This is a genomic window from Paraglaciecola arctica, from assembly GCF_018861065.1.
GTDB classification, from domain to species: domain Bacteria; phylum Pseudomonadota; class Gammaproteobacteria; order Enterobacterales; family Alteromonadaceae; genus Paraglaciecola; species Paraglaciecola arctica_B.
This window is the reverse complement of record NZ_JAHKQO010000016.1, coordinates 90476-109947: the sequence shown is the minus strand read 5'-3', so window position 1 is coordinate 109947 and position 19472 is coordinate 90476. Positions and strand designations below refer to the sequence as shown.

The following is a 19472-nucleotide window of genomic DNA, read 5'->3' as shown; positions in this document are numbered from 1 at the left end:
CTAATCTGTTGCTAGTTGGGCTAACATATCTACCGCTAGTGCTTCGGCTACTTTGATGCCATCGATACCAGCAGACCATATTCCACCAGCATAACCCGCGCCTTCTCCCGCAGGATATAAACCACGGGTATTAATACTATTTAGGTCTTTACCGCGCTTGATACAAATAGGTGAGGATGTACGGGTTTCAACTCCAGTTAACAACCCATCGACTTTAGCAAAACCCTTTATTTTTTTATTAAATGCCGGGATAGCTTCACGAATGGCTTCGGTTACATAGTCAGGCACAACTTTCGCTAGGTCTGTTAAATGAACGCCTGGGGTATAGGAAGGTTTAACGTCTCCTAACTGCTCACTGGATTTACCTTGTAAAAAATCACCAATCAACTGGGCCGGCGCATGATAATTTTCTCCGCCAACCTGATAAGCCCATTCTTCAAGCTGACGTTGTAAAGCAATGCCTGCCAGTGGGTGCTCTGGATAATCTTTTTCAGGAGTGATACCTACTACAATAGCGCTATTTGCATTACGTTCATGGCGTGAATATTGACTCATTCCATTAGTTACTACCCGCCCCTCTTCTGACGCGGCAGCCACCACTGTGCCTCCAGGACACATACAAAAGCTATAAACCGAACGACCGTTTTTACAGTGATGAACCAACTTATAATCTGCCGCACCTAAAATGGGGTGGCCTGCATTATCACCAAACCGGCATTCATCTATCATGGATTGTTCGTGCTCTATTCTAAAGCCCACCGAAAACGGCTTGGCTTCAACATAAACCCCTTGTTCGTGTAACATTTCAAATGTATCGCGTGCACTATGTCCTACTGCTAAAATAGCGTGTTCACAAGGTAAATATTCATCATTAGATAAGTGTAACCCTTTAAGTTGTCCGTCGAGGATATCAAGCTTATCAACGCGAGTACTAAAGCGAATTTCACCACCCAATTCAATAATTTGCGCACGCATTTTTTCAACCATATTCACCAATTTAAACGTGCCTATATGGGGTTTGCTCACATACAAAATTTCTTGTGGTGCGCCAGCCGCCACAAATTCATTTAGTACCTTACGGCCATAATGTTTGCGGTCTTTGATTTGACTATATAATTTGCCATCTGAAAACGTTCCTGCTCCGCCTTCCCCAAACTGTACGTTTGACTCAGTATCTAGCGGTTGCTTGCGCCAAAAGCCAAACACGTCTTTAGTGCGCTCTCGCACTGCTTTTCCGCGCTCTAACACTATGGGTTTAAAACCCATTTGCGCTAAAATTAGCGCGGCAAACAAGCCGCATGGTCCCAAACCTATTACTACAGGGCGAGTGTTGAGATTTTGCGGCGCCTGTGCCACAAATTTGTAGGTCATGTCGGGGGTTTCGCGTACATGTGGATCATTAACAAATTTAGTTAATAGTTCGGTTTGGTTAATCACTTCAACATCTAGCGAATAAATCAGCAAAATATCCGTTTTATTTCTGGCGTCGTAAGCACGTTTAAACACTTTAAACGACAACATCTCTTCTGAGGCAATATCCAACTTCTGCAAAATCGCAGCAGTGAGTGTCTGTTCATCGTGATTTAAAGGTAATTTTACTTCGTTTAAGCGCAACATAAGGTGTCCAGTGATAAAACATTAACAATTCGCAAAGGCTCGGCAAAGCCCGTCATTTTCTTAGGCTGCGCATTTTATGTCAGATAGAAAACATAACCTAGGTAAATTCACCATTGAATTGCAGATACAGTTCTTGTTTTTTACCTGAGCTACTTTATGATCGCCACAATGTAAAACCTAAACTGAAGATACCCACAACCATGACCTTTGTCGTTGCTGACAACTGCATTAAATGTAAATTCACCGACTGCGTGCCTGTTTGCCCAGTGGATGCATTTTATGAAGGAGAAAACTTTTTAGTTATTCATCCAGATATTTGCATCGATTGTGGGTTATGTGTACCTGAATGCCCTGCTGAAGCCATATTTCAAGACTCCCACTTGCCCGAGTCACAACAGCATTACCTACAACTCAACGCTGAACTCGCCGAAGTGTGGCCAAATATAACCGAATTAAAACCCGCCCCCGAAGACGCCAATGAATGGCTTGATGTACCCAATAAATTGCCGTTGCTTATTAAATAATCCTTAGCAGCATCGATTTAAAATAACTGAAAAAAAACCTTTACCTCAAGTTAACCTGAGGTTTTAAAGTGTTGTCACACCTAAAAACAACACTTTAAAAGGAACACCTATGCAAAACAGACTCGAACACATTAACCTCACTGTATCCAATACCAACAACACAGCGGCTATTTTGGGCGACATCTTTGATTGGCAAATCCGTTGGCAGGGTCCAGCAAAAGACAACGGCCATACTATTCATTTAGGAGGCAACGACACCTATCTCGCGCTGTATAGTCACAAGGACAAACATTATTCAACTAACGATCACAAAACCGTCACCAAACTCAACCATATCGGCATTGTGGTAGATGACTTAGCTAAGATAGAACAACGCGTGATTGCTAAAGGTTTTATTCCATACAATCACGCTGACTACGAGCCGGGCAAGCGTTTTTATTTTAATATTGAAGACAATGTTGAAATAGAAGTGGTGAGTTATATGTGATTAATAACAACATGGCAAAGGGATGCGCTGGCTTGGTAAATCTTACTGCAACTTTATTAAGGAGGTGATTTATCGGGCTTTGTCGTCTGTGCTTCAAACTCAGCAAAAGGTTGCCAATATAACGTCCCGAGAAAATAATCGAAAATAGGCAGAGTAATATTAAAATTAGCTTTAGCCATTTTATTACGTTTGTGATGAAGCACATGCAAGTGGCGCAAAGCCTTCCAGCCTGGGACTGCTAAAAACAGTTTTTGTGCCCAATGGCCTTGGGGAATGTGATAACTAAAGTGCATTGTTTCATAAAATAGATAGCCCGAAATTCCAGCTGCCCCATAAAGATACGCGGTATTCGCACTCACCAATTCGCTCAGAACATAGGCTCCAGGTAAAATTAACACTACGATAAAAACAAAAATTAAATACACTGGAAATAACACAACCCGCCAGTCGCGCACTGTTTTGTACTCCATAGCATGATCTAAGAAAAAGCTATGGTGATCACCGGTATGGCGGCTGTAAAAGAATTTTCCGTAACGCGTTCTTCGATGCCCTAACCAACGATGGGCATAATATTCCGCAAAATTCACCATTAACATCATCCCAGGAAAGACTACCCACTCTAACCAAGTTACCCCATGTAACTGCGAAAATGAGTAAATAATAACGCCAAGTCCAACCAACAACACAGTCAACATATGCAGCCAACCACTGTAACCAAGGGCTATACCATTTCGGTAATTATCACGAAACTTGGTCATGGCTTCTAAGTTCATCATTCCCATTTTGGGCCTCATTTATACGTGTTACATAGCCAGAACGTTACCCATAAGTAATAAAACCAGCCTGTCCATTATTTTTAGAAATTGTTTATGGCTCTACACATTTTACGCTTTTAAACCCTACGCATTGGCGAGTGTTCTAGGCGGTTTGGAATTATCCATGACAGTTTTTCCTCTAAAACCTTTGTATACAACTTACTTTTCCTTATACAAAAAAGTCGGATAGCAGTGACTTTGGTATTAATCTCTAGGTACAATTGTAAACTGTATGAGGGTTTCGGGCGATATCTTAGCTTACGTATCAAAAGTGACTACTGCCTCTTTTTTTCCACTCTCCTCCATAAAGGACTACTGCTCGTGAAAACATTTATCTTTCTATTTATTCATTTTATTTCGTGTTTTCAATATTCACAGGCACAAGAAACGCCAACTGATTTAGTTCTCCCTGACTACAGAAATTTAACAGAAGCGAGCACTGAAAATTGGCTAGAGATCGCAGGCATATTTGGGGGCATTACCTACTTAGGCGCTAAAGAATGGGAATGGGGAAGCTCAAGCTTTAAATTTAATGAGGAAGGCTGGTTTGGCATGGATACCGGCAGCGGCGGTGCAGATAAGTTAGGACATCTATATTCTTCTTATGTGATGGCTGAGTTTCTTACCCATAGTATGAATAAAAAAGGGTTTAGCGTTGAGTCTTCAGCGAAATATAGTGCCTATGTAAGTTGGGGGTTAATGTTATACGTTGAAATATTCGACGGTTATTCTGCAGATCATGGTTTTAGTTACGAAGACTTAGTCGCTAATTCAACCGGTATTGGCGTGTCGTATTTAAAAGCTAAATACCCAGACATATTGGGAGACACGCTAGATTTAAGAATCGAATATTCTCCATCAAAAGGTATGAAAGGCTTTCACCCTGTTACAGATTATTCAGGATTGAAATATTTGGCAGTAGCAAAATTGAGTGGTATTGATATATTCAAAAATACGCCACTTAAATACTTAGAACTTCAAGTGGGCTACTACAGTCGCGGTTTTAAAAAGGATGACCGACCATTTACTGACTATAAAACCACAGAGACATTTATTGGTATTAGTTTCAATTTATCTGAGCTTATTTTTAAGCCCTACCGTAAAAAGTTAGGTAATGTAGGTGAATATGCCAATACGCTTACGCAATATATTCAAGTACCAGAAATTTCAATTCGCGAAAATATTAAAAGCCGCTCGATACTTGTGAAAGAACCATAATGTTTACGACTTTACACAAAACCATAATCAAAAAATTGCCCGCTATCGCGATAGTTTTTTAACCCTTAACCTACCCACCAAAAAATTCGATTCAAAAACCATCAAAAGTAATGGCGCGAAGCGTGCTTTTATTTCTCAACTCACAGAAGACACCGCAATTTGCTGCGGCGCAATTTGTTGTTGACTGAGTTTAAATGACAACTTTCGAGCCAATTGCGAGTATATCCGCTGAATATCAGTGTTGGCTTGTTGATTAAACATAAAATGTTGCCCACTGTCGGCTAATTCACGAATTTGCATATCCAAAGGTAATTGCGCTAACAACTCTGTTTGGTATTTTTGTGCAATTCGCTGGCCACCATCAGCACCAAAAACGTGCTCTTTGTGACCACATTGAGAACAAAGGTGGTAACTCATGTTTTCAACTATGCCTAAAACGTCAATATTCACTTTATTAAACATGGCTATGCCTTTTATGGCATCCGCCAAGGCTAAGTCCTGAGGAGTAGTGACAATAACGGCGGCTGTTACTGGCATATTCTGCGCAAGTGTTAATTGAATATCCCCTGTTCCTGGCGGCATATCAACTATGAGGTAGTCTAATTCGTCCCAGATGGTTTCGTTATACAGTTGCTGAAACGCTTTGCTGGCCATGGGTCCTCGCCAAATGGTTGCTGAATCGTCGTCGACTAAATAACCGATGGACATGGTTTGCATGTCGTTGATTACAACTGGATACATTCGTTTATTATCAGGAGATCCTGGTTGCTCTCCTTTAGTGCCCAGTAAGGTAGGTAAAGAAGGGCCATATATGTCTGCATCTAAGATGCCCACTCTTGCCCCTTCGAGTTTTAATGCTGCAGCTAAATTAATCGCAGTGGTGGACTTACCTACACCACCTTTTCCAGACGCGACTGCTATCACGTTTTTCACTACTTTAGGATTTTGCCCTTTGATTGAAGGGATCTGATAACTCAGTTTAATTGTCACCTTATGGCTAGTGGCAAAACGTTCGAGATGAAGACTAAACTCTCCGTCCGCGCCCAGCAAACTATTACACACAAAAGGCAAACTCAGATTAACGGTTAGCTCATTGGTTGTTATGTAGCCGAGCGTATCTTGAATATTTGGGAAAAAATCGGGAAGAGTGTCTTGCAACAAAGAGGCAAGACTTGAATGTATATCTGACATAGTGACTCGTGTTTTAATAAAAATAAGGTTCTGTCGAACCAAGTATTGAGTGATATTAGCATTCCTTAACAAAGGTCACACTGAGTGATTATCTTTACCTTAGATGACGAACTCGCAAACTGGCGAGCAAACACTTTTTGACTACTTACTTTTCTACTCTAATTAACCCCATGAATATAACCAGCAATTACAGTTAGCATATTTTGCATTTCATAAAATGTTTGTTAAATTTAATTTTTATAAATCTTACTTAAGTATTTACTTAACTAATTACCGACCAAAACTCACTATGCCTAACAATAAGAAGCTTGTTTCACAACTCAGTAATTTCGATATTCGTCTGTTAAAAATCTTTAGATCCGTGGTTGAATGTGGTGGTTTTTCAGCAGCCGAAGTTGAACTTAATATCAGTCGTTCAGCCATCAGTATCAGTATGTCGGACCTTGAAGCTAGGTTGGGTTTACATCTATGTCAAAGAGGACGCGCCGGATTTTCGTTAACTGATGAAGGCACACAAGTATATCAGGCAAGTTTACAGCTTATGGCCTCGTTGGAAAATTTTCGAACTCAAGTTAACAGTATTCATGCAGAACTTACTGGCGAACTCAACATTGGCATTACAGATAATTTAGTCACCTTAGAACATATGTCGATTTCCAAGGCACTTAAAGCCTTAAAAACTAAAGGCCCTGAAATTGTCATTAATATTAGAATGATCCCTCCTAATGAAATTGAGCGATATGTTTTAGATGGCGCGCTACATGTGGGTGTGGTTCCTAATCTGCGACCATTACAAGGTTTAGAATACTCGAGTTTGTATGAAGAACAATACATGTTGTATTGCAACTATCAACATCCGCTTTTTAACATCGCTGACGAAGACCTTACGCCTAAACAAATATGTGAATATGAAGCTGTGGCACCGAGTTATGCGCAAACTGCACAAACTAGAAGCTATTATCAAAACTTGAATACTACTGCCACAGCAACGGATCGCGAAGGAGTGGCATTTTTAATTTTAACGGGCTGTTTTATTGGATACTTGCCTACTCACTATGCTAAACGCTGGGTAGTATCTGGAGAAATGCGTGCGTTGTATTTAGACGATTTCAATTTTAATACCGATTATCAAACTGTTTTGCGCAAAGGCTCTAAGCCTAATCAAGTAGTAGAAACCTTTTTACAAGAAATAAAACTCCCTTCCCAATAACATTGAACAACCGCAGAGAGCTACCGTTTGATGTAGCTCCCTAGAGACCTTCATGTTCAAAAATACACTGTCCCCTTCTAGGCCACATTAAAGTTAAGTAAATACTTATCTAAACATTAATTATATTAAATTTAATAACCTGACAAAACTGAAATACTAAACTCAGCCAAGTTCGTCCTGCTCACGAATAATAAGAGTTAACAGTTGGCTAACCACTCAATGTCTAACTTGGCATTACCTATTTATTTGATTACCTAGTCCCACAAATTTTCTGATAAATGCGGGCTAAAGTAAAAATCGACTAGGTGGCCGGTTTAAGGCGTAACAATTAATAACAATAGAAGGGAACATATAGTGAACACACATAATCTGTACAAATATAACCCCATTCTTACGGTTATTTCTTTGGCACTAACATTAACAGTGCCGCAAGTTGCAAGTGCCGCGGAAAAAGTCTGGGAAACCATTGAAGTTAGCGCTCAAAAGCGTAACGAAAATATAAGTGATGTAGGAATTGCCATTACCGCCTTCAGTGGGGAGCAATTAAAAGCACTAGGTTTAGAAAGCAGTACTGAGTTAATTGCCTTTACACCTGGCGTATCATTAGCCGGTGATATTGGTGGACAAAGAGCCATCTTTAATATTCGTGGTGTGGTACAAAATGACTATGCGGATTTAGCTGAAGCGCCAGTAGCGGTTTATGTAGATGGCGGATACTTAGCCAGTACTCAAGCACAAACTTTTGGCCTATTTGATATTCAACGAATAGAAATTTTGAAAGGTCCACAAGGCACCCTATTCGGAAGAAATGCAACAGGAGGTCTAGTCAACACCATCACAGCTAAACCCACCGAGGACTTTGAAGGTTATGCTGAACTTTCAGTCGCTACATTCGACCAATATCGATTTGAAGGTGCGGTGTCAGGAGCCTTATCAGAAGGTATTAGTGGTCGTTTGTCTGCTTATTCTAATATTCAAGGTGAAATTTTAGAAAACATATACGTAGACGGTGCCGCACCTGATACTCGTGCGGGATCTGTGGGTGGTGGGCAAGATGGCTATAACGACGACACACAGGCTTTACGCGCCCAATTAGATTTCGATTTAGGCACCGACGGCTCGTTGTTATTAAGCGCAAATTGGGCCGACACCACAAAAAGTGAAGGGCCTTATCAAGTCGTCAACACTACCGAAATCAAAGATGCTGATGGTAACGTAATTGACGTTATTTTTGCTGCTGATGACCCCTTAGGTTGTGATGCGATTCAACTTGGCGAATGTATCGACGGTAATTTTAACGGTGATCCCGTTCGCCCCGTTCAAGGTGGTGACTTTAACGGCAACATCGACCCCGATGGTTCTGGACCTAAGGTCAACAAAGACTTCGCCTTTGATGACCAAAATACTATCCAATCGCAAGGTTTTTCAGCCGCTATCGATTATAGCTTTGATAGTTTCGATATATTTTCTTTAAGTGATTACAAAAAGTTTGAGCGCACCGTTGGCTTGGACTCTGATCAAACTGCGTCCCCTGAATTGATATTTCAATCCAACAGTACAATCGACCAATTTAGTCAAGAAGTCAGATTGTCGGGAGAAGCTGATAACTTTAAATGGGTCACTGGATTTTACTATCTAAATGTAGAAACTGAATATAGCCAAGGTCTTGCAGCCTCGCCTACCGCATATTTCTTAGGTGGTGAAGAAAACAATACTGTGGTTGATTTAGATACTCAATCCTACTCACTATTTGCTCAGATCGACTACGAGTTACAAGATCAGTTGGTATTGGTAACAGGCTTGCGCTATACCAGAGAAGACAAACATTTTGTGGGTGATGTGTACCAAAACCCTAATACAAACGATAGAGTGATCGAGATTGATTTCAGCAGCACGTCATTAGAGCACGTAGATACAGATAATGACCAAAACCTGTGGTCGGCTAAAGTGCAACTGGAGTACTCGACAGACACAGATCTATATTATGTGGGAATCAATAGAGGGGTTAAAGCAGGTAGTTTTAATGCTCCTTTATTTGGTGGATTTAGTAGCTACAAACCAGAAGAATTAACCTCTTATGAAGCAGGTATGAAATTAAATTTAATGGATGAGTTTGCGTTATTTAACGCCAATATTTTCTATTATGACTATAGCGATTATCAGTCTTTTTCATGGGTAAACAATTCAGGTTTAGTAGAAAATCAGGACGCCACTTTCACAGGGTTAGAACTGGAACTATTCTTAACACCTAGTGAAGGGCTAGACCTGATTTTGAACACTTCTTATACCGATGCCACAGTAGAAAATCTTGAGGTGGCTTCAGGGATATTTGCTGATACGACACCAGCGTTTACCCCCGAATATCAAGCGTCAGCGATGGTTAGATACAATTGGGACTGGAACGAAAACAATATAGCAGCTCAGGTGAGTGCCAATTATCAAAGTGAAACCTTTCATAATGCACGGAACTTCACTGCTCATGAAATAGACTCTTACGTAGTTGCCAATGCTCGATTGACATGGACAGATGCCAAAGAGTTATGGTCGGCAACGGCCTACGTAGACAATATGTTTAACTCTGAACATGAAATTATTGGTTTTGACGTAACAGGATTTTACGGCACATCTCAAATTTCTTATGCAAAACCTAGAGTTTATGGAATAACAGTTAAACGTAATTTTTGATTAGCACTATTTAGCGCTAAATTGACATAAGTTATGAAACCGTTTCGTTAAAAAGTCCAATTTATACAAATAGTTAACGAAATGGTTTCAGTAAATGAGGTACAGCATGAGTACAACAGGAAAAGTTACTATCGATGATATTAATGCAGGTTTTGGCGACTTACATAAGCCCTATAATAAGTCACAAGCCTTGCTTGAAGCTTCGCGCTGCACATACTGTTTTGATGCGCCTTGCATAAAGGCATGCCCGACGGGAATAGACATTCCTACTTTTATTCACCAGATACGTACACAAAACGTTAAGGGCGCGGCTAAAACCATTTTGTCTGAAAATATCATGGGTGGTACCTGTGCAAGGGCCTGTCCTACTGAAGTGTTATGTGAGCGGGCCTGTGTCCGTCATCACGATCAAGGCAAACCTGTAGAAATTGGATTGTTGCAACGCTATGCGGTTGATCATCTTCTTGACTCTTCTGAAGAGCATCCATTTGTAAGAGCCACCGAAACAGGTAAAAACATAGCCGTGGTGGGCGCTGGCCCAGCGGGTTTATCTTGCGCGCACCGCGCGGCTTTGTTAGGTCATAAAGTCACGGTATTTGAGGCGAAACCAAAACCTGGTGGCTTAAATGAATATGGCCTAGCGGCTTATAAAATGGTCGATGACTTTGCTCAAAAAGAAGTGGACTTCTTACTTGGCATAGGTGGAATTGAAATAATCTATGAGCAATATCTTGGTCAAAACCTCAGTTTAGACACATTGCGCTCAAAGTACGATGCTGTGTTCCTAGGCATTGGATTAGGTCTATGTAATCAACTCGGATTAGAGAGTGAAAACCTCAGCGGTGTCTATGACGCCATAGATTTTATAGAACAACTGCGACAAACAAATGATAAATCGACCCTGTCAGTAGGTCAAAATGTAGTGGTCATCGGAGGCGGAAACACCGCTATTGACGCTGCTATTCAGGCTAAACGATTAGGCGCAAAAAACGTCACCTTAGCCTACCGTCGCGGTGAGGAGAATATGACAGCGACTGACTGGGAAATAGACTTGGCCCGCAAAAATGGTGTGGACGTACGTTTATGGCTATCACCCATAGAATTATCAGGTGACGCACATGTTAGTACCATCACATTTGAACAAACCACTATTGAAGCGGGACGTTTAAAAGGTACTGGCGAACACGAAAAGATCGAAACAGACATGGTTCTCAAGGCAGTAGGACAAAAATTAAATGCATCCGTGTTATCAGATATTGTGATTGAACGAGGCAAAATTAAAATTAACGACAAGTATCAAACCAGTATTCCAAGTGTTTATGCCGGTGGCGACTGTATCGATACAGGTGAAGATTTAACAGTGCAATCTGTAGAAGATGGCAAACGCGCCGCTCATGCAATGGGTCACACTTTGTTCGGCATTGACTTTAAGGAGGTCTAAGATGAGTAAATTAGCCTGTAATATCGCCGGGATAGACAGTATTAATCCTTTTTGGTTGGCATCGGCTCCCCCCACAGACAAATACATTAATGTGGTACGTGCTTTCGAAGCTGGCTGGGGTGGCGTAGTTTGGAAAACCTTAGGGATTGATCCACCGGTTATTAATATGTCGAGTCGCTATGGGGTCCATCATGATCGCTCTCGAAATGTCATTGGCATCAACAATATTGAATTAATTACCGATCGCCCATTAGAAACCAATTTACGTGAAATAGAACAAATCCGTAAAGAATGGCCAGACAGGGTGATTATCGGTTCAATGATGGCGCCACTAGATGAAAAAACCTGGAAAGAGCTGGCCATTAAGATTGCAAATTCAGGTGTTCATGGCATAGAGCTCAACTTAGGTTGCCCACACGGAATGTGTGAGCGCGGTATGGGATCTGCAATTGGTCAAGTGCCTGAACTAGTTGAACAAACCACTCGCTGGGTCAAAGAAGTGGTAGATATTCCAGTTTTTACCAAACTCACACCTAATATCACCGATATTCTAGTGGCGGCAGAAGCAGCGAAGCGAGGAGGAGCAGATGCGGTGTCACTTATCAATACCGTCAACTCCATCGCCACAGTCGACTTAGACTTAATGGCGCCAACCCCTACCGTAGATGGTAAGGGTACCCATGGCGGATACTGCGGTGCGGCGGTAAAACCTATCGCATTACATATGGTAGGCGAAATCGCTAGAAATCCCGATACTCATAATTTACAAATATCGGCAATAGGTGGAATTGAAACTTGGCGAGATGCCGCCGAATTTATTGCCTTAGGCGCCAGTGGAGTTCAGGTATGTACTGCAGCCATGTTGTATGGCTTTCGTATAGTCGATGACATGATAGCTGGATTAGAAAACTTTTTAGACGAAAAAGGTTATGCCTCTCTCGCGGCTTTTCAAGGTAAGGCCATACCCAATGTAGTTAATTGGAATGAACTCAACATCAACTTTGATACCAAAGCATTTATTAATAAAGACTCATGTATTGAATGTGGTCGCTGTCATATTGCCTGTGAAGATACTTCTCATCAAGCCATCACTATGCAAGAAAACGCCAGTGGTGGTCGGGACTTTGTTGTGGTGGATGACGAATGTGTAGGCTGTAATTTATGTAAACACGTATGTCCTGTACCCGAGTGCATTGAAATGCGTCCTGTCGATAATGGACTACCGGTATTGACTTGGCCAGAACACCCCAAAAACCCGCTACGAGTCGACATTGTGTCCACTGAAAACACCTTAGCAGAGACAGGAGAAAATCATGAATAACACCCATAATTTAACGCCTGAACAACTGCAAGCCAACTGGATGCCATTTACTTGCAATAGGCAATACAAGGCTGATCCTCGTTTAGTAGTGGGTGCAGATCGCATGCATTTTACTTTAGCTGACGGTCGAAAATTATTGGATGGTATAGCAGGTCTTTGGTGTTGCAACGCCGGCCATAACCGGCCACGTATAGTTGAAGCTATTCAAAAGCAAGTGGCCACTTTGGATTATTCACCGGCATTCCAAATGGGACACCCACTACAATTTGAGCTTGCTGAACGACTAACTCAAATGGTGCCAGGCAATCTAAATAAAGTCTTTTTTACCAATTCGGGTTCTGAATCATGTGAAACTGCATTAAAGATGGCGATTGCATACCATGCTGCGAGAGGTGAAGGTAATAGAACAAAGTTAATTGGCCGAGAGAAAGGTTATCACGGCGTTAATTTTGGCGGTTTGTCAGTGGGAGGAATGTCAGCAAACCGTAAAATGTTTGGCAACTTGTTAAACGGAGTTGCTCACTTACGCCACACACATGGCATAGAGGACAACCTATTTAGCAAGGGTCAACCTGAACATGGTGTGGAGTTGGCCGATGATTTAATTCGACTTTGCGAACTCCATGATCCCTCTACTATTGCTGCGGTTATTGTCGAACCCTTAGCGGGTTCTGCCGGTGTGTTGTTACCCCCTAAAGGGTATTTAGAAAAGCTTCGCCAAATATGCGATCAACATGGAATATTATTGATTTTTGACGAAGTAATCACTGGTTTTGGTCGTATGGGCGCCCCTTTTGCGGCTGAATATTTTGGCATTGAACCTGACATTATTTGCACTGCAAAAGGCTTAGCAAATGGTGTCATCCCTATGGGAGCGGTCATTGTTCAAGACAAAATTTATGACGCATTTATGCATGGCCCCAAAAATATGGTTGAATTTTTCCATGGTTACACTTTTTCAGGTAACCCTATGGCATGTGCAGCCGCAATGGCAACCTTAGATACCTACGAAGAAGAAGGGTTATTAACCCGAGGTGCAGAACTCAGTGATTATTGGCAAGACGCCGCACACTCGATAGCTGACTTACCTCTGGTCAAAGATATTCGAAACATTGGATTGATAGCAGGTATTGAGCTTCACCCTACTCCGGCTACACCGAGCAAGCGTGTTTTTAGCGCTTTCTTAAAAGCCTATGAAGCGGGGTTATTAATTCGCACAACGGGAGACACCATAGCGTTATCGCCCCCGTTGATCATAGAAAAGTCACAAATAGATTTCGCCTTTAGTACCTTGCGCGAAATTATACAATCACTGGATTAAAATAGAGTTATGCAACTGATACAACATATAATAAATGGCCAAACCACTTCAGGTGCAAGTAGCCAGACAACCGCTGTGTTTAACCCCGCATTAGGTCAACAAAGTGCTGAAGTCGTGACGGCTGTAGTTGAAGACGTCGAAACAGCTGTTGCAGCAGCCAAAGCGGCTTTTCCAGCTTGGTCTAAAATGCCTTCAAGTAAACGTGCCGATGTCATGTTCAATATGCGAACCTTACTGCAAGCCCGTAAAGATGAAGTCGCAGAAACCATATCCAAAGAACATGGTAAAACTCATGATGATGCCTTAGGAGAAGTCACACGGGCGTTAGAAGTGATTGAATTTGCTTGTGGGATTAGTGACAAATTAAAGGGCAATTTTAGCCGTGATGTAGCGGTGGGTATCGATGTGACTGACGAACGCCAAGCTTTAGGAGTAGTTGCGGGGATCACGCCTTTTAATTTCCCTGCTATGGTTCCGTTGTGGATGATCCCTATGGCTCTTGCGTGTGGTAATACCTTCATACTCAAACCATCAGAGAGAGATCCTTCTAGCGCTAATTTAATTCACCAATTATTTACTGAAGCGGGCTTACCAACTGGTGTATTAAACGTCGTGCATGGTGACAAAGTAGCGGTAGATGCACTGTTAGATCATAAAGACATCAAAGCTATCAGTTTTGTAGGCTCGACTCCTATCGCTGAATATATCTATCAGCGCGGCAGCGCCAGTGGCAAACGAGTTCAAGCTTTAGGCGGAGCCAAAAACCATATGGTAATTATGCCGGATGCTGATCTTGATCAAGCGGCCGATGCACTTATGGGGGCTGGCTTTGGATCCGCAGGTGAACGTTGTATGGCGATCAGTGTCGCCGTACCTATTGGCCAAGAAACGGCAGATAAGTTAGTCGCCAAACTACTTCCGAGAGTCAAGGCTTTAAAAGTAGGTCCATACAGTCAAGCGGGTAACGAGATGGGTCCGGTGATCTCTGCCGATGCCCAAAAACGCATTAAAAGTTTAATCGACCAAGGCGAAGCTGAAGGAGCCGATGTATTAGTTGATGGCCGAAACCTATCAGTAACAGGCTGTGAAGCCGGTTTTTGGGTAGGAGGCACCCTACTCGACAAAGTCACTAAAGATATGTCAGTGTACCAACAAGAGATTTTTGGACCGGTATTATCTATATTACGTGCTAATACCTATGCTGAAGCCACAGACTTAATTAACGCCCATGAATACGGAAATGGTACGGCGATATTTACCCGCGACGGAGACGCTGCCAGAGACTTCGCAGCTAACATTGAAGTGGGTATGGTTGGTATAAACGTACCTATTCCCGTTCCCGTTGCCTACCACAGCTTTGGTGGATGGAAACGTTCAGTCTTTGGAGCCCATGGGATTTATGGACCAGAAGCCGTTCACTTTTATACAAAATTAAAAACCGTCACTTCACGTTGGCCAACTGGAATACGTGCAGGTGCGGAGTTTACTTTCCCAACTAATTAATAAAAAAACTAACTATAGATGGAGTAATTATGTCTACAACACGTTCAACTTTACGAGGTGGCTTGATCCAAATGGGTTTAAAGTCGTCCACAGATAATGATCCTGAAACCATTCGCAAAGCCATGATAGAAGCACACTTACCTTTGATTGATGAGGCAGGTGCTGCTGGCGTGCAAGTATTATGCTTTCAAGAAGTGTTTACTCAACCTTATTTTTGCCCAAGTCAAGATACAAAATGGTACGAAAGTGCTGAAAGCATTCCAAATGGACCCACTGTTACTTTAATGCAGGAATACGCCAAAAAATATCAAATGGTCATTGTGGTTCCCATTTACGAAAAAGACGATGTAACTGGTGTTTATTACAACACTTGTGCGGTTATCGACGCAGATGGAAGCTATTTAGGTAAATATCGTAAAACACATATTCCACAAGTGGCCGGCTTTTGGGAGAAGTTTTTCTTTAAACCAGGCGCTTCAGATTGGCCAGTATTTGAAACTCAATATTGTAAGCTTGGGGTGTATATTTGTTATGACCGTCACTTCCCTGAAGGTTGGCGAGCATTGGCATTAAATGGAGCCGAATATATCGTTAATCCATCTGCCACTGTTGCTGGTTTATCAGAATACTTATGGAAGCTCGAACAGCCGGCTTCAGCTGCCGCTAACGGTTGTTGGATTGGTGCCATCAACCGTGTGGGTGTTGAAGAGCCTTGGAACATTGGTGAGTTTTATGGCCAAAGCTACTTTGTTAACCCAAGAGGTCAAATTGAAAAAGAAGCCAGCAGAGACCAAGATGAGCTGATCATCCATGATATGGATATGGATATGATTAAAGAAGTACGCAACAATTGGCAATTCTTCCGTGATCGTCGTCCAAGCACTTACTCAAAATTGACCGATGGCGAATAATAAGGCATCCCGTTAACTTTGTTTTGGTCACCTTTACAATTTAACGGTATTGTTACCCGCTACCCACAATGGCAGTATAAGTAGCGATGAAAAGTGGATGAGCGCTTGCTCATTCACTTGTTTTTTAAGGGAAATTTAGTTGTATTTTAAAGGTGGTGTGGTATTTAAAAATACCTAAGTATTTCATTACACATCATTTTATTACGGAGCATGTCATGGAAAATAATAATAATAGCGTGAAACCTACGCACTTTGATGCCGATCTGTGGAATCCAGACTTAGCGCCTACTACCGAGGCCACCCGTACTTGGAACTGGATACACTTTGCATCGTTGTGGGTAGCGATGGTGGTATGTGTCCCTACTTACATGTTAGCTGCAGGTTTAGTATCCGAAGGCATGACATGGTACCAAGCAATAATTACAGTACTACTGGGTAACGCGATAGTGTTAGTACCTATGCTGTTAATAGGCCATGCTGGCGCTAAATACGGTGTGCCCTTTCCCGTTCTACTGCGAAGTGCATTTGGTACCAAAGGTGCCAAAATTCCTGCCCTCGCTCGCGGATTAGTGGCTTGCGGCTGGTTTGGGATCCAAACTTGGGTTGGAGGCAGTGCTATTTACGTTATTTTAAATAGCCTGACAAATAATAGTTTTCAAGGTTCACCGCTGCCTTTTCTAGGCATAGATATTAGCCAAACCTTATGTTTTTTTGCTTTTTGGGCTTTGCATCTGGTGTTTATCCATTTTGGTACTGGCTCTATTCGCTGGCTCGAAAGTTATGCCGCCCCTTTTCTGATTGCCATGGGATTAGCGTTGTTATATTGGGCATACGATACCGCTGGCGGCTTTGGTGAAATGCTTTCCGCTCCTTCACAATTTGGGCCTGGTGCCGCCAAAGAAGGCTTATTTTTACCCACTTTTATCGCAGGTTTAACGGCAATGGTGGGCTTTTGGGCGACAATGGCGTTGAACATACCTGATTTCACTCGTTTCGCTAAATCACAAAAAGATCAAATGTTAGGTCAGGCCATAGGTTTACCAATCCCGATGGCACTATTTGCATTTATAGGCGTAGCTGTTACCTCTGCTACTGTGACTATTTACGGTGAGGCAATTTGGGATCCGGTAAAACTCGCTGGAAAAATGGGAGGAATGGGAATAATTGTCGCCTTAGGTACTCTAGCATTAGCTACCCTAACCACTAACTTGGCCGCAAACGTAGTGGCCCCAGCTTATGGTTTTTCCAATCTAAATCCGAGCAAAATAAACTTCAAAATGGGTGGCTATATTACTGCTGGCATCGGCGTAGCTATATTCCCTTGGAAGTTATTAGAAAGCGCTGGAGGTTATATATTTACTTGGTTGATAGGGTATTCGGCACTTCTCGGCCCTATTGCAGGCATTCTTATTGCTGATTATTTTATCTTACGTAAGTGCAAATTGAACATCGATGCGCTTTTTCAGCATAACGGAGAATATGGCGCGACCAATGGCTGGAATGTCGCAGGAATGGTATCTCTAGTAGTGGGGATTCTTCCTAACTTACCCGGATTTTTACACGCTGCCGGTATAGTAGAGTCTGTGCCTGAAATTTTTGATACTGTATATAATTATGCTTGGTTTGTAGGTTGTTTTGTTGCAGGCATACTTTATTTATTAATGGCAAAGAGAGGAAACTAACATGTCAATTCTTATCAAAGGTGGAACCGTTGTCACCGCCGATCTTAGCTACCGAGCCGATGTTTATTGCGCAGAGGGTAAAATTCAAGCAATAGGTGAAAACCTTGATGTGCCAGCTGGTTGCGAAGTAGTTGATGCCGGTGATTTACTAGTCATGCCTGGCGGAATAGACCCTCACACTCATATGCAACTTCCCTTTATGGGCACAGTTGCTAGTGAAGATTTTTTTACCGGTACCAGTGCGGGTGCAGCTGGCGGTACTACTTCTATCATTGATTTTGTTATCCCTAGCCCACAGCAACCGATTATGGACGCATATCATCAATGGATGGATTGGGCTGAAAAATCCGCCACTGACTACAGTTTTCATGTGGCCATTACTTGGTGGGATGACTCTGTATACAAAGACATGGGCACTTTAGTTCATGAACACGGTATTAATAGTTTTAAACATTTTATGGCCTACAAGAATGCCATCATGTGTGAAGACGAAACTCTGGTAAATAGTTTCTCTCGCTGCCTTGAATTGGGAGCAATGCCTACAGTACATGCTGAAAATGGCGATTTGGTGTTTCACTTACAGAAAAAAATCTTAGAAAGAGGCATTACAGGCCCTGAAGGCCATCCTCTCTCCCGTCCACCTGAGGTAGAAGGAGAAGCCGCCAACCGCGCTATTCGTATTGCTCAGGCCCTAGAAGTACCGCTTTATTGTGTACATGTGTCTTGTGAAGAATCATTACAAGCTATCACTAGAGCTCGTAACGAAGGTCAAAGAGTCTATGGCGAAGTTTTGGCCGGACATTTAGAAATTGATGAATCCGTGTATCAAAGTGAAAATTGGGAATACGCGGCGGCCCATGTCATGAGTCCTCCATTTCGCTCTAAAAAACATCAAGACGCCTTATGGAAAGGATTACAATCAGGTAACTTACAAACCACAGCTACGGACCATTGTTGCTTCTGCGCTGATCAAAAGGCCATGGGTAAAACAGATTTCAGTATGATCCCTAATGGAACAGCAGGCATAGAAGACAGGATGTCGGTGTTATGGGATTCAGGTGTCGCTTCTGGCAAGCTCACCCCTAACGAATTTGTGGGTGTCACTTCCACCAATGCCGCAAAAATCTTTAATATCTATCCCCGCAAAGGGTCAATCTCAGTGGGCGCAGATGCCGATATTGTACTCTGGGATCCTAATGGTACCCGCACTATTTCAGTGAAGACCCATCATCAAAATGTTGATTTTAATATTTTTGAAGGCCGCACTGTGCAAGGTGTTGCGGTACATACCTTAAGTCAGGGCAAATTGGTTTGGACTAATGGCGAATTACGCACTGTTAAAGGGGCGGGTAAAAACGTGAAACGCCCGGCTTACGGCAGCACTTTTGACGCAATACAAAAACACACTGCACTTAACCAACCTCAAGCGGTTAAACGTAGCGAATAATCTACCTTTGATTATTGTTTGTTATATTTTTAATATCCCGTAAAAGCAAAAACCCGCCAATTGGCGGGTTTTCTTATAAGTTAACGGTAACGCAAAAAA

15 protein-coding genes are annotated in these 19472 nt (G+C 42.2%); 12 read left to right on the top strand and 3 right to left on the bottom strand.

Annotation, left to right across the window (positions count from 1 at the left end):
• Nucleotides 1-1617, bottom strand: a complete 1617-nt coding sequence (locus tag KO534_RS06500) for an NAD(P)/FAD-dependent oxidoreductase (protein ID WP_215928630.1) — start codon at nt 1615-1617, stop codon at nt 1-3.
• 200 nt (nt 1618-1817) lie between these two features.
• On the opposite strand from KO534_RS06500, the gene fdxA reads away from it, so the two are divergent.
• Complete coding sequence (gene fdxA, locus KO534_RS06495; protein ID WP_215928628.1) at nt 1818-2141, top strand: ferredoxin FdxA; 324 nt, start codon at nt 1818-1820, stop codon at nt 2139-2141.
• A gap of 109 nt (nt 2142-2250) precedes the next feature.
• Nucleotides 2251-2628 carry a VOC family protein gene (locus KO534_RS06490; RefSeq protein WP_215928626.1) on the top strand — a complete coding sequence of 126 codons (378 nt, stop codon included), beginning with the start codon at nt 2251-2253 and terminating at the stop codon, nt 2626-2628.
• Between the two features lie 56 nt (nt 2629-2684).
• Here KO534_RS06490 and KO534_RS06485 read toward each other — a convergent pair whose 3' ends face one another.
• Nucleotides 2685-3404, bottom strand: coding sequence for a sterol desaturase family protein (locus tag KO534_RS06485; protein WP_215928624.1), 720 nt, complete (start codon nt 3402-3404; stop codon nt 2685-2687).
• 360 nt (nt 3405-3764) lie between these two features.
• On the opposite strand from KO534_RS06485, the gene KO534_RS06480 reads away from it, so the two are divergent.
• Complete coding sequence (locus KO534_RS06480) at nt 3765-4661, top strand: DUF2279 domain-containing protein (RefSeq protein ID WP_215928622.1); 897 nt, start codon at nt 3765-3767, stop codon at nt 4659-4661.
• 135 nt (nt 4662-4796) lie between these two features.
• Here the strand turns inward: KO534_RS06480 and apbC are convergent, their stop codons facing one another.
• On the bottom strand, nt 4797-5852 hold the full coding sequence (apbC, locus tag KO534_RS06475; protein ID WP_215928620.1) for an iron-sulfur cluster carrier protein ApbC: 1056 nt from the start codon (nt 5850-5852) through the stop codon (nt 4797-4799).
• A gap of 289 nt (nt 5853-6141) precedes the next feature.
• Between apbC and KO534_RS06470 the strand changes: the two genes are divergently transcribed.
• From KO534_RS06470 to hydA, 9 genes are all read left to right on the top strand, one after another.
• On the top strand, nt 6142-7062 hold the full coding sequence (locus KO534_RS06470) for a LysR family transcriptional regulator (protein ID WP_215928618.1): 921 nt from the start codon (nt 6142-6144) through the stop codon (nt 7060-7062).
• A 354-nt stretch (nt 7063-7416) separates the two neighbouring features.
• Nucleotides 7417-9747, top strand: coding sequence for a TonB-dependent receptor (locus KO534_RS06465; RefSeq protein ID WP_215928617.1), 2331 nt, complete (start codon nt 7417-7419; stop codon nt 9745-9747).
• A 106-nt stretch (nt 9748-9853) separates the two neighbouring features.
• Complete coding sequence (locus tag KO534_RS06460; RefSeq protein ID WP_215928616.1) at nt 9854-11188, top strand: NAD(P)-dependent oxidoreductase; 1335 nt, start codon at nt 9854-9856, stop codon at nt 11186-11188.
• Nucleotide 11189: 1 nt separating this feature from the next.
• Nucleotides 11190-12509 (top strand): NAD-dependent dihydropyrimidine dehydrogenase subunit PreA, encoded by a 1320-nt coding sequence (preA, locus tag KO534_RS06455; RefSeq protein WP_215928615.1) that lies wholly within the window; start codon nt 11190-11192, stop codon nt 12507-12509.
• Entirely contained in the window at nt 12502-13830 is a 1329-nt protein-coding gene (locus KO534_RS06450) for an aspartate aminotransferase family protein (protein ID WP_215928614.1), read from the top strand. Before preA ends, KO534_RS06450 begins: the two co-directional genes overlap by 8 nt.
• A gap of 9 nt (nt 13831-13839) precedes the next feature.
• The gene (locus KO534_RS06445) at nt 13840-15333 is read left to right on the top strand and encodes a CoA-acylating methylmalonate-semialdehyde dehydrogenase (RefSeq protein ID WP_215928613.1); all 1494 of its coding nucleotides are present in this window, start codon (nt 13840-13842) and stop codon (nt 15331-15333) included.
• A 29-nt stretch (nt 15334-15362) separates the two neighbouring features.
• The gene (locus tag KO534_RS06440) at nt 15363-16244 is read left to right on the top strand and encodes a nitrilase-related carbon-nitrogen hydrolase (protein WP_215928612.1); all 882 of its coding nucleotides are present in this window, start codon (nt 15363-15365) and stop codon (nt 16242-16244) included.
• A gap of 215 nt (nt 16245-16459) precedes the next feature.
• Complete coding sequence (locus KO534_RS06435) at nt 16460-17926, top strand: NCS1 family nucleobase:cation symporter-1 (protein ID WP_215928610.1); 1467 nt, start codon at nt 16460-16462, stop codon at nt 17924-17926.
• A gap of 1 nt (nt 17927) precedes the next feature.
• Nucleotides 17928-19373 carry a dihydropyrimidinase gene (gene hydA / locus KO534_RS06430; protein ID WP_215928608.1) on the top strand — a complete coding sequence of 482 codons (1446 nt, stop codon included), beginning with the start codon at nt 17928-17930 and terminating at the stop codon, nt 19371-19373.
• Nucleotides 19374-19472: the final 99 nt, after the last annotated feature.

What these genes read in the sequence shown, in the direction of transcription:
- KO534_RS06485 (WP_215928624.1), bottom strand. Translation starts at nt 3,404, where the DNA reads ATGATGAACTTAGAAGCCATGACCAAGTTTCGTGATAATTACCGAAAT.
- KO534_RS06445 (WP_215928613.1), top strand. Translation starts at nt 13,840, where the DNA reads ATGCAACTGATACAACATATAATAAATGGCCAAACCACTTCAGGTGCA.
- preA (WP_215928615.1), top strand. Translation starts at nt 11,190, where the DNA reads ATGAGTAAATTAGCCTGTAATATCGCCGGGATAGACAGTATTAATCCT.
- apbC (WP_215928620.1), bottom strand. Translation starts at nt 5,852, where the DNA reads ATGTCAGATATACATTCAAGTCTTGCCTCTTTGTTGCAAGACACTCTT.
- KO534_RS06450 (WP_215928614.1), top strand. Translation starts at nt 12,502, where the DNA reads ATGAATAACACCCATAATTTAACGCCTGAACAACTGCAAGCCAACTGG.
- hydA (WP_215928608.1), top strand. Translation starts at nt 17,928, where the DNA reads ATGTCAATTCTTATCAAAGGTGGAACCGTTGTCACCGCCGATCTTAGC.
- KO534_RS06490 (WP_215928626.1), top strand. Translation starts at nt 2,251, where the DNA reads ATGCAAAACAGACTCGAACACATTAACCTCACTGTATCCAATACCAAC.
- KO534_RS06440 (WP_215928612.1), top strand. Translation starts at nt 15,363, where the DNA reads ATGTCTACAACACGTTCAACTTTACGAGGTGGCTTGATCCAAATGGGT.
- fdxA (WP_215928628.1), top strand. Translation starts at nt 1,818, where the DNA reads ATGACCTTTGTCGTTGCTGACAACTGCATTAAATGTAAATTCACCGAC.
- KO534_RS06470 (WP_215928618.1), top strand. Translation starts at nt 6,142, where the DNA reads ATGCCTAACAATAAGAAGCTTGTTTCACAACTCAGTAATTTCGATATT.
- KO534_RS06460 (WP_215928616.1), top strand. Translation starts at nt 9,854, where the DNA reads ATGAGTACAACAGGAAAAGTTACTATCGATGATATTAATGCAGGTTTT.
- KO534_RS06435 (WP_215928610.1), top strand. Translation starts at nt 16,460, where the DNA reads ATGGAAAATAATAATAATAGCGTGAAACCTACGCACTTTGATGCCGAT.
- KO534_RS06500 (WP_215928630.1), bottom strand. Translation starts at nt 1,617, where the DNA reads ATGTTGCGCTTAAACGAAGTAAAATTACCTTTAAATCACGATGAACAG.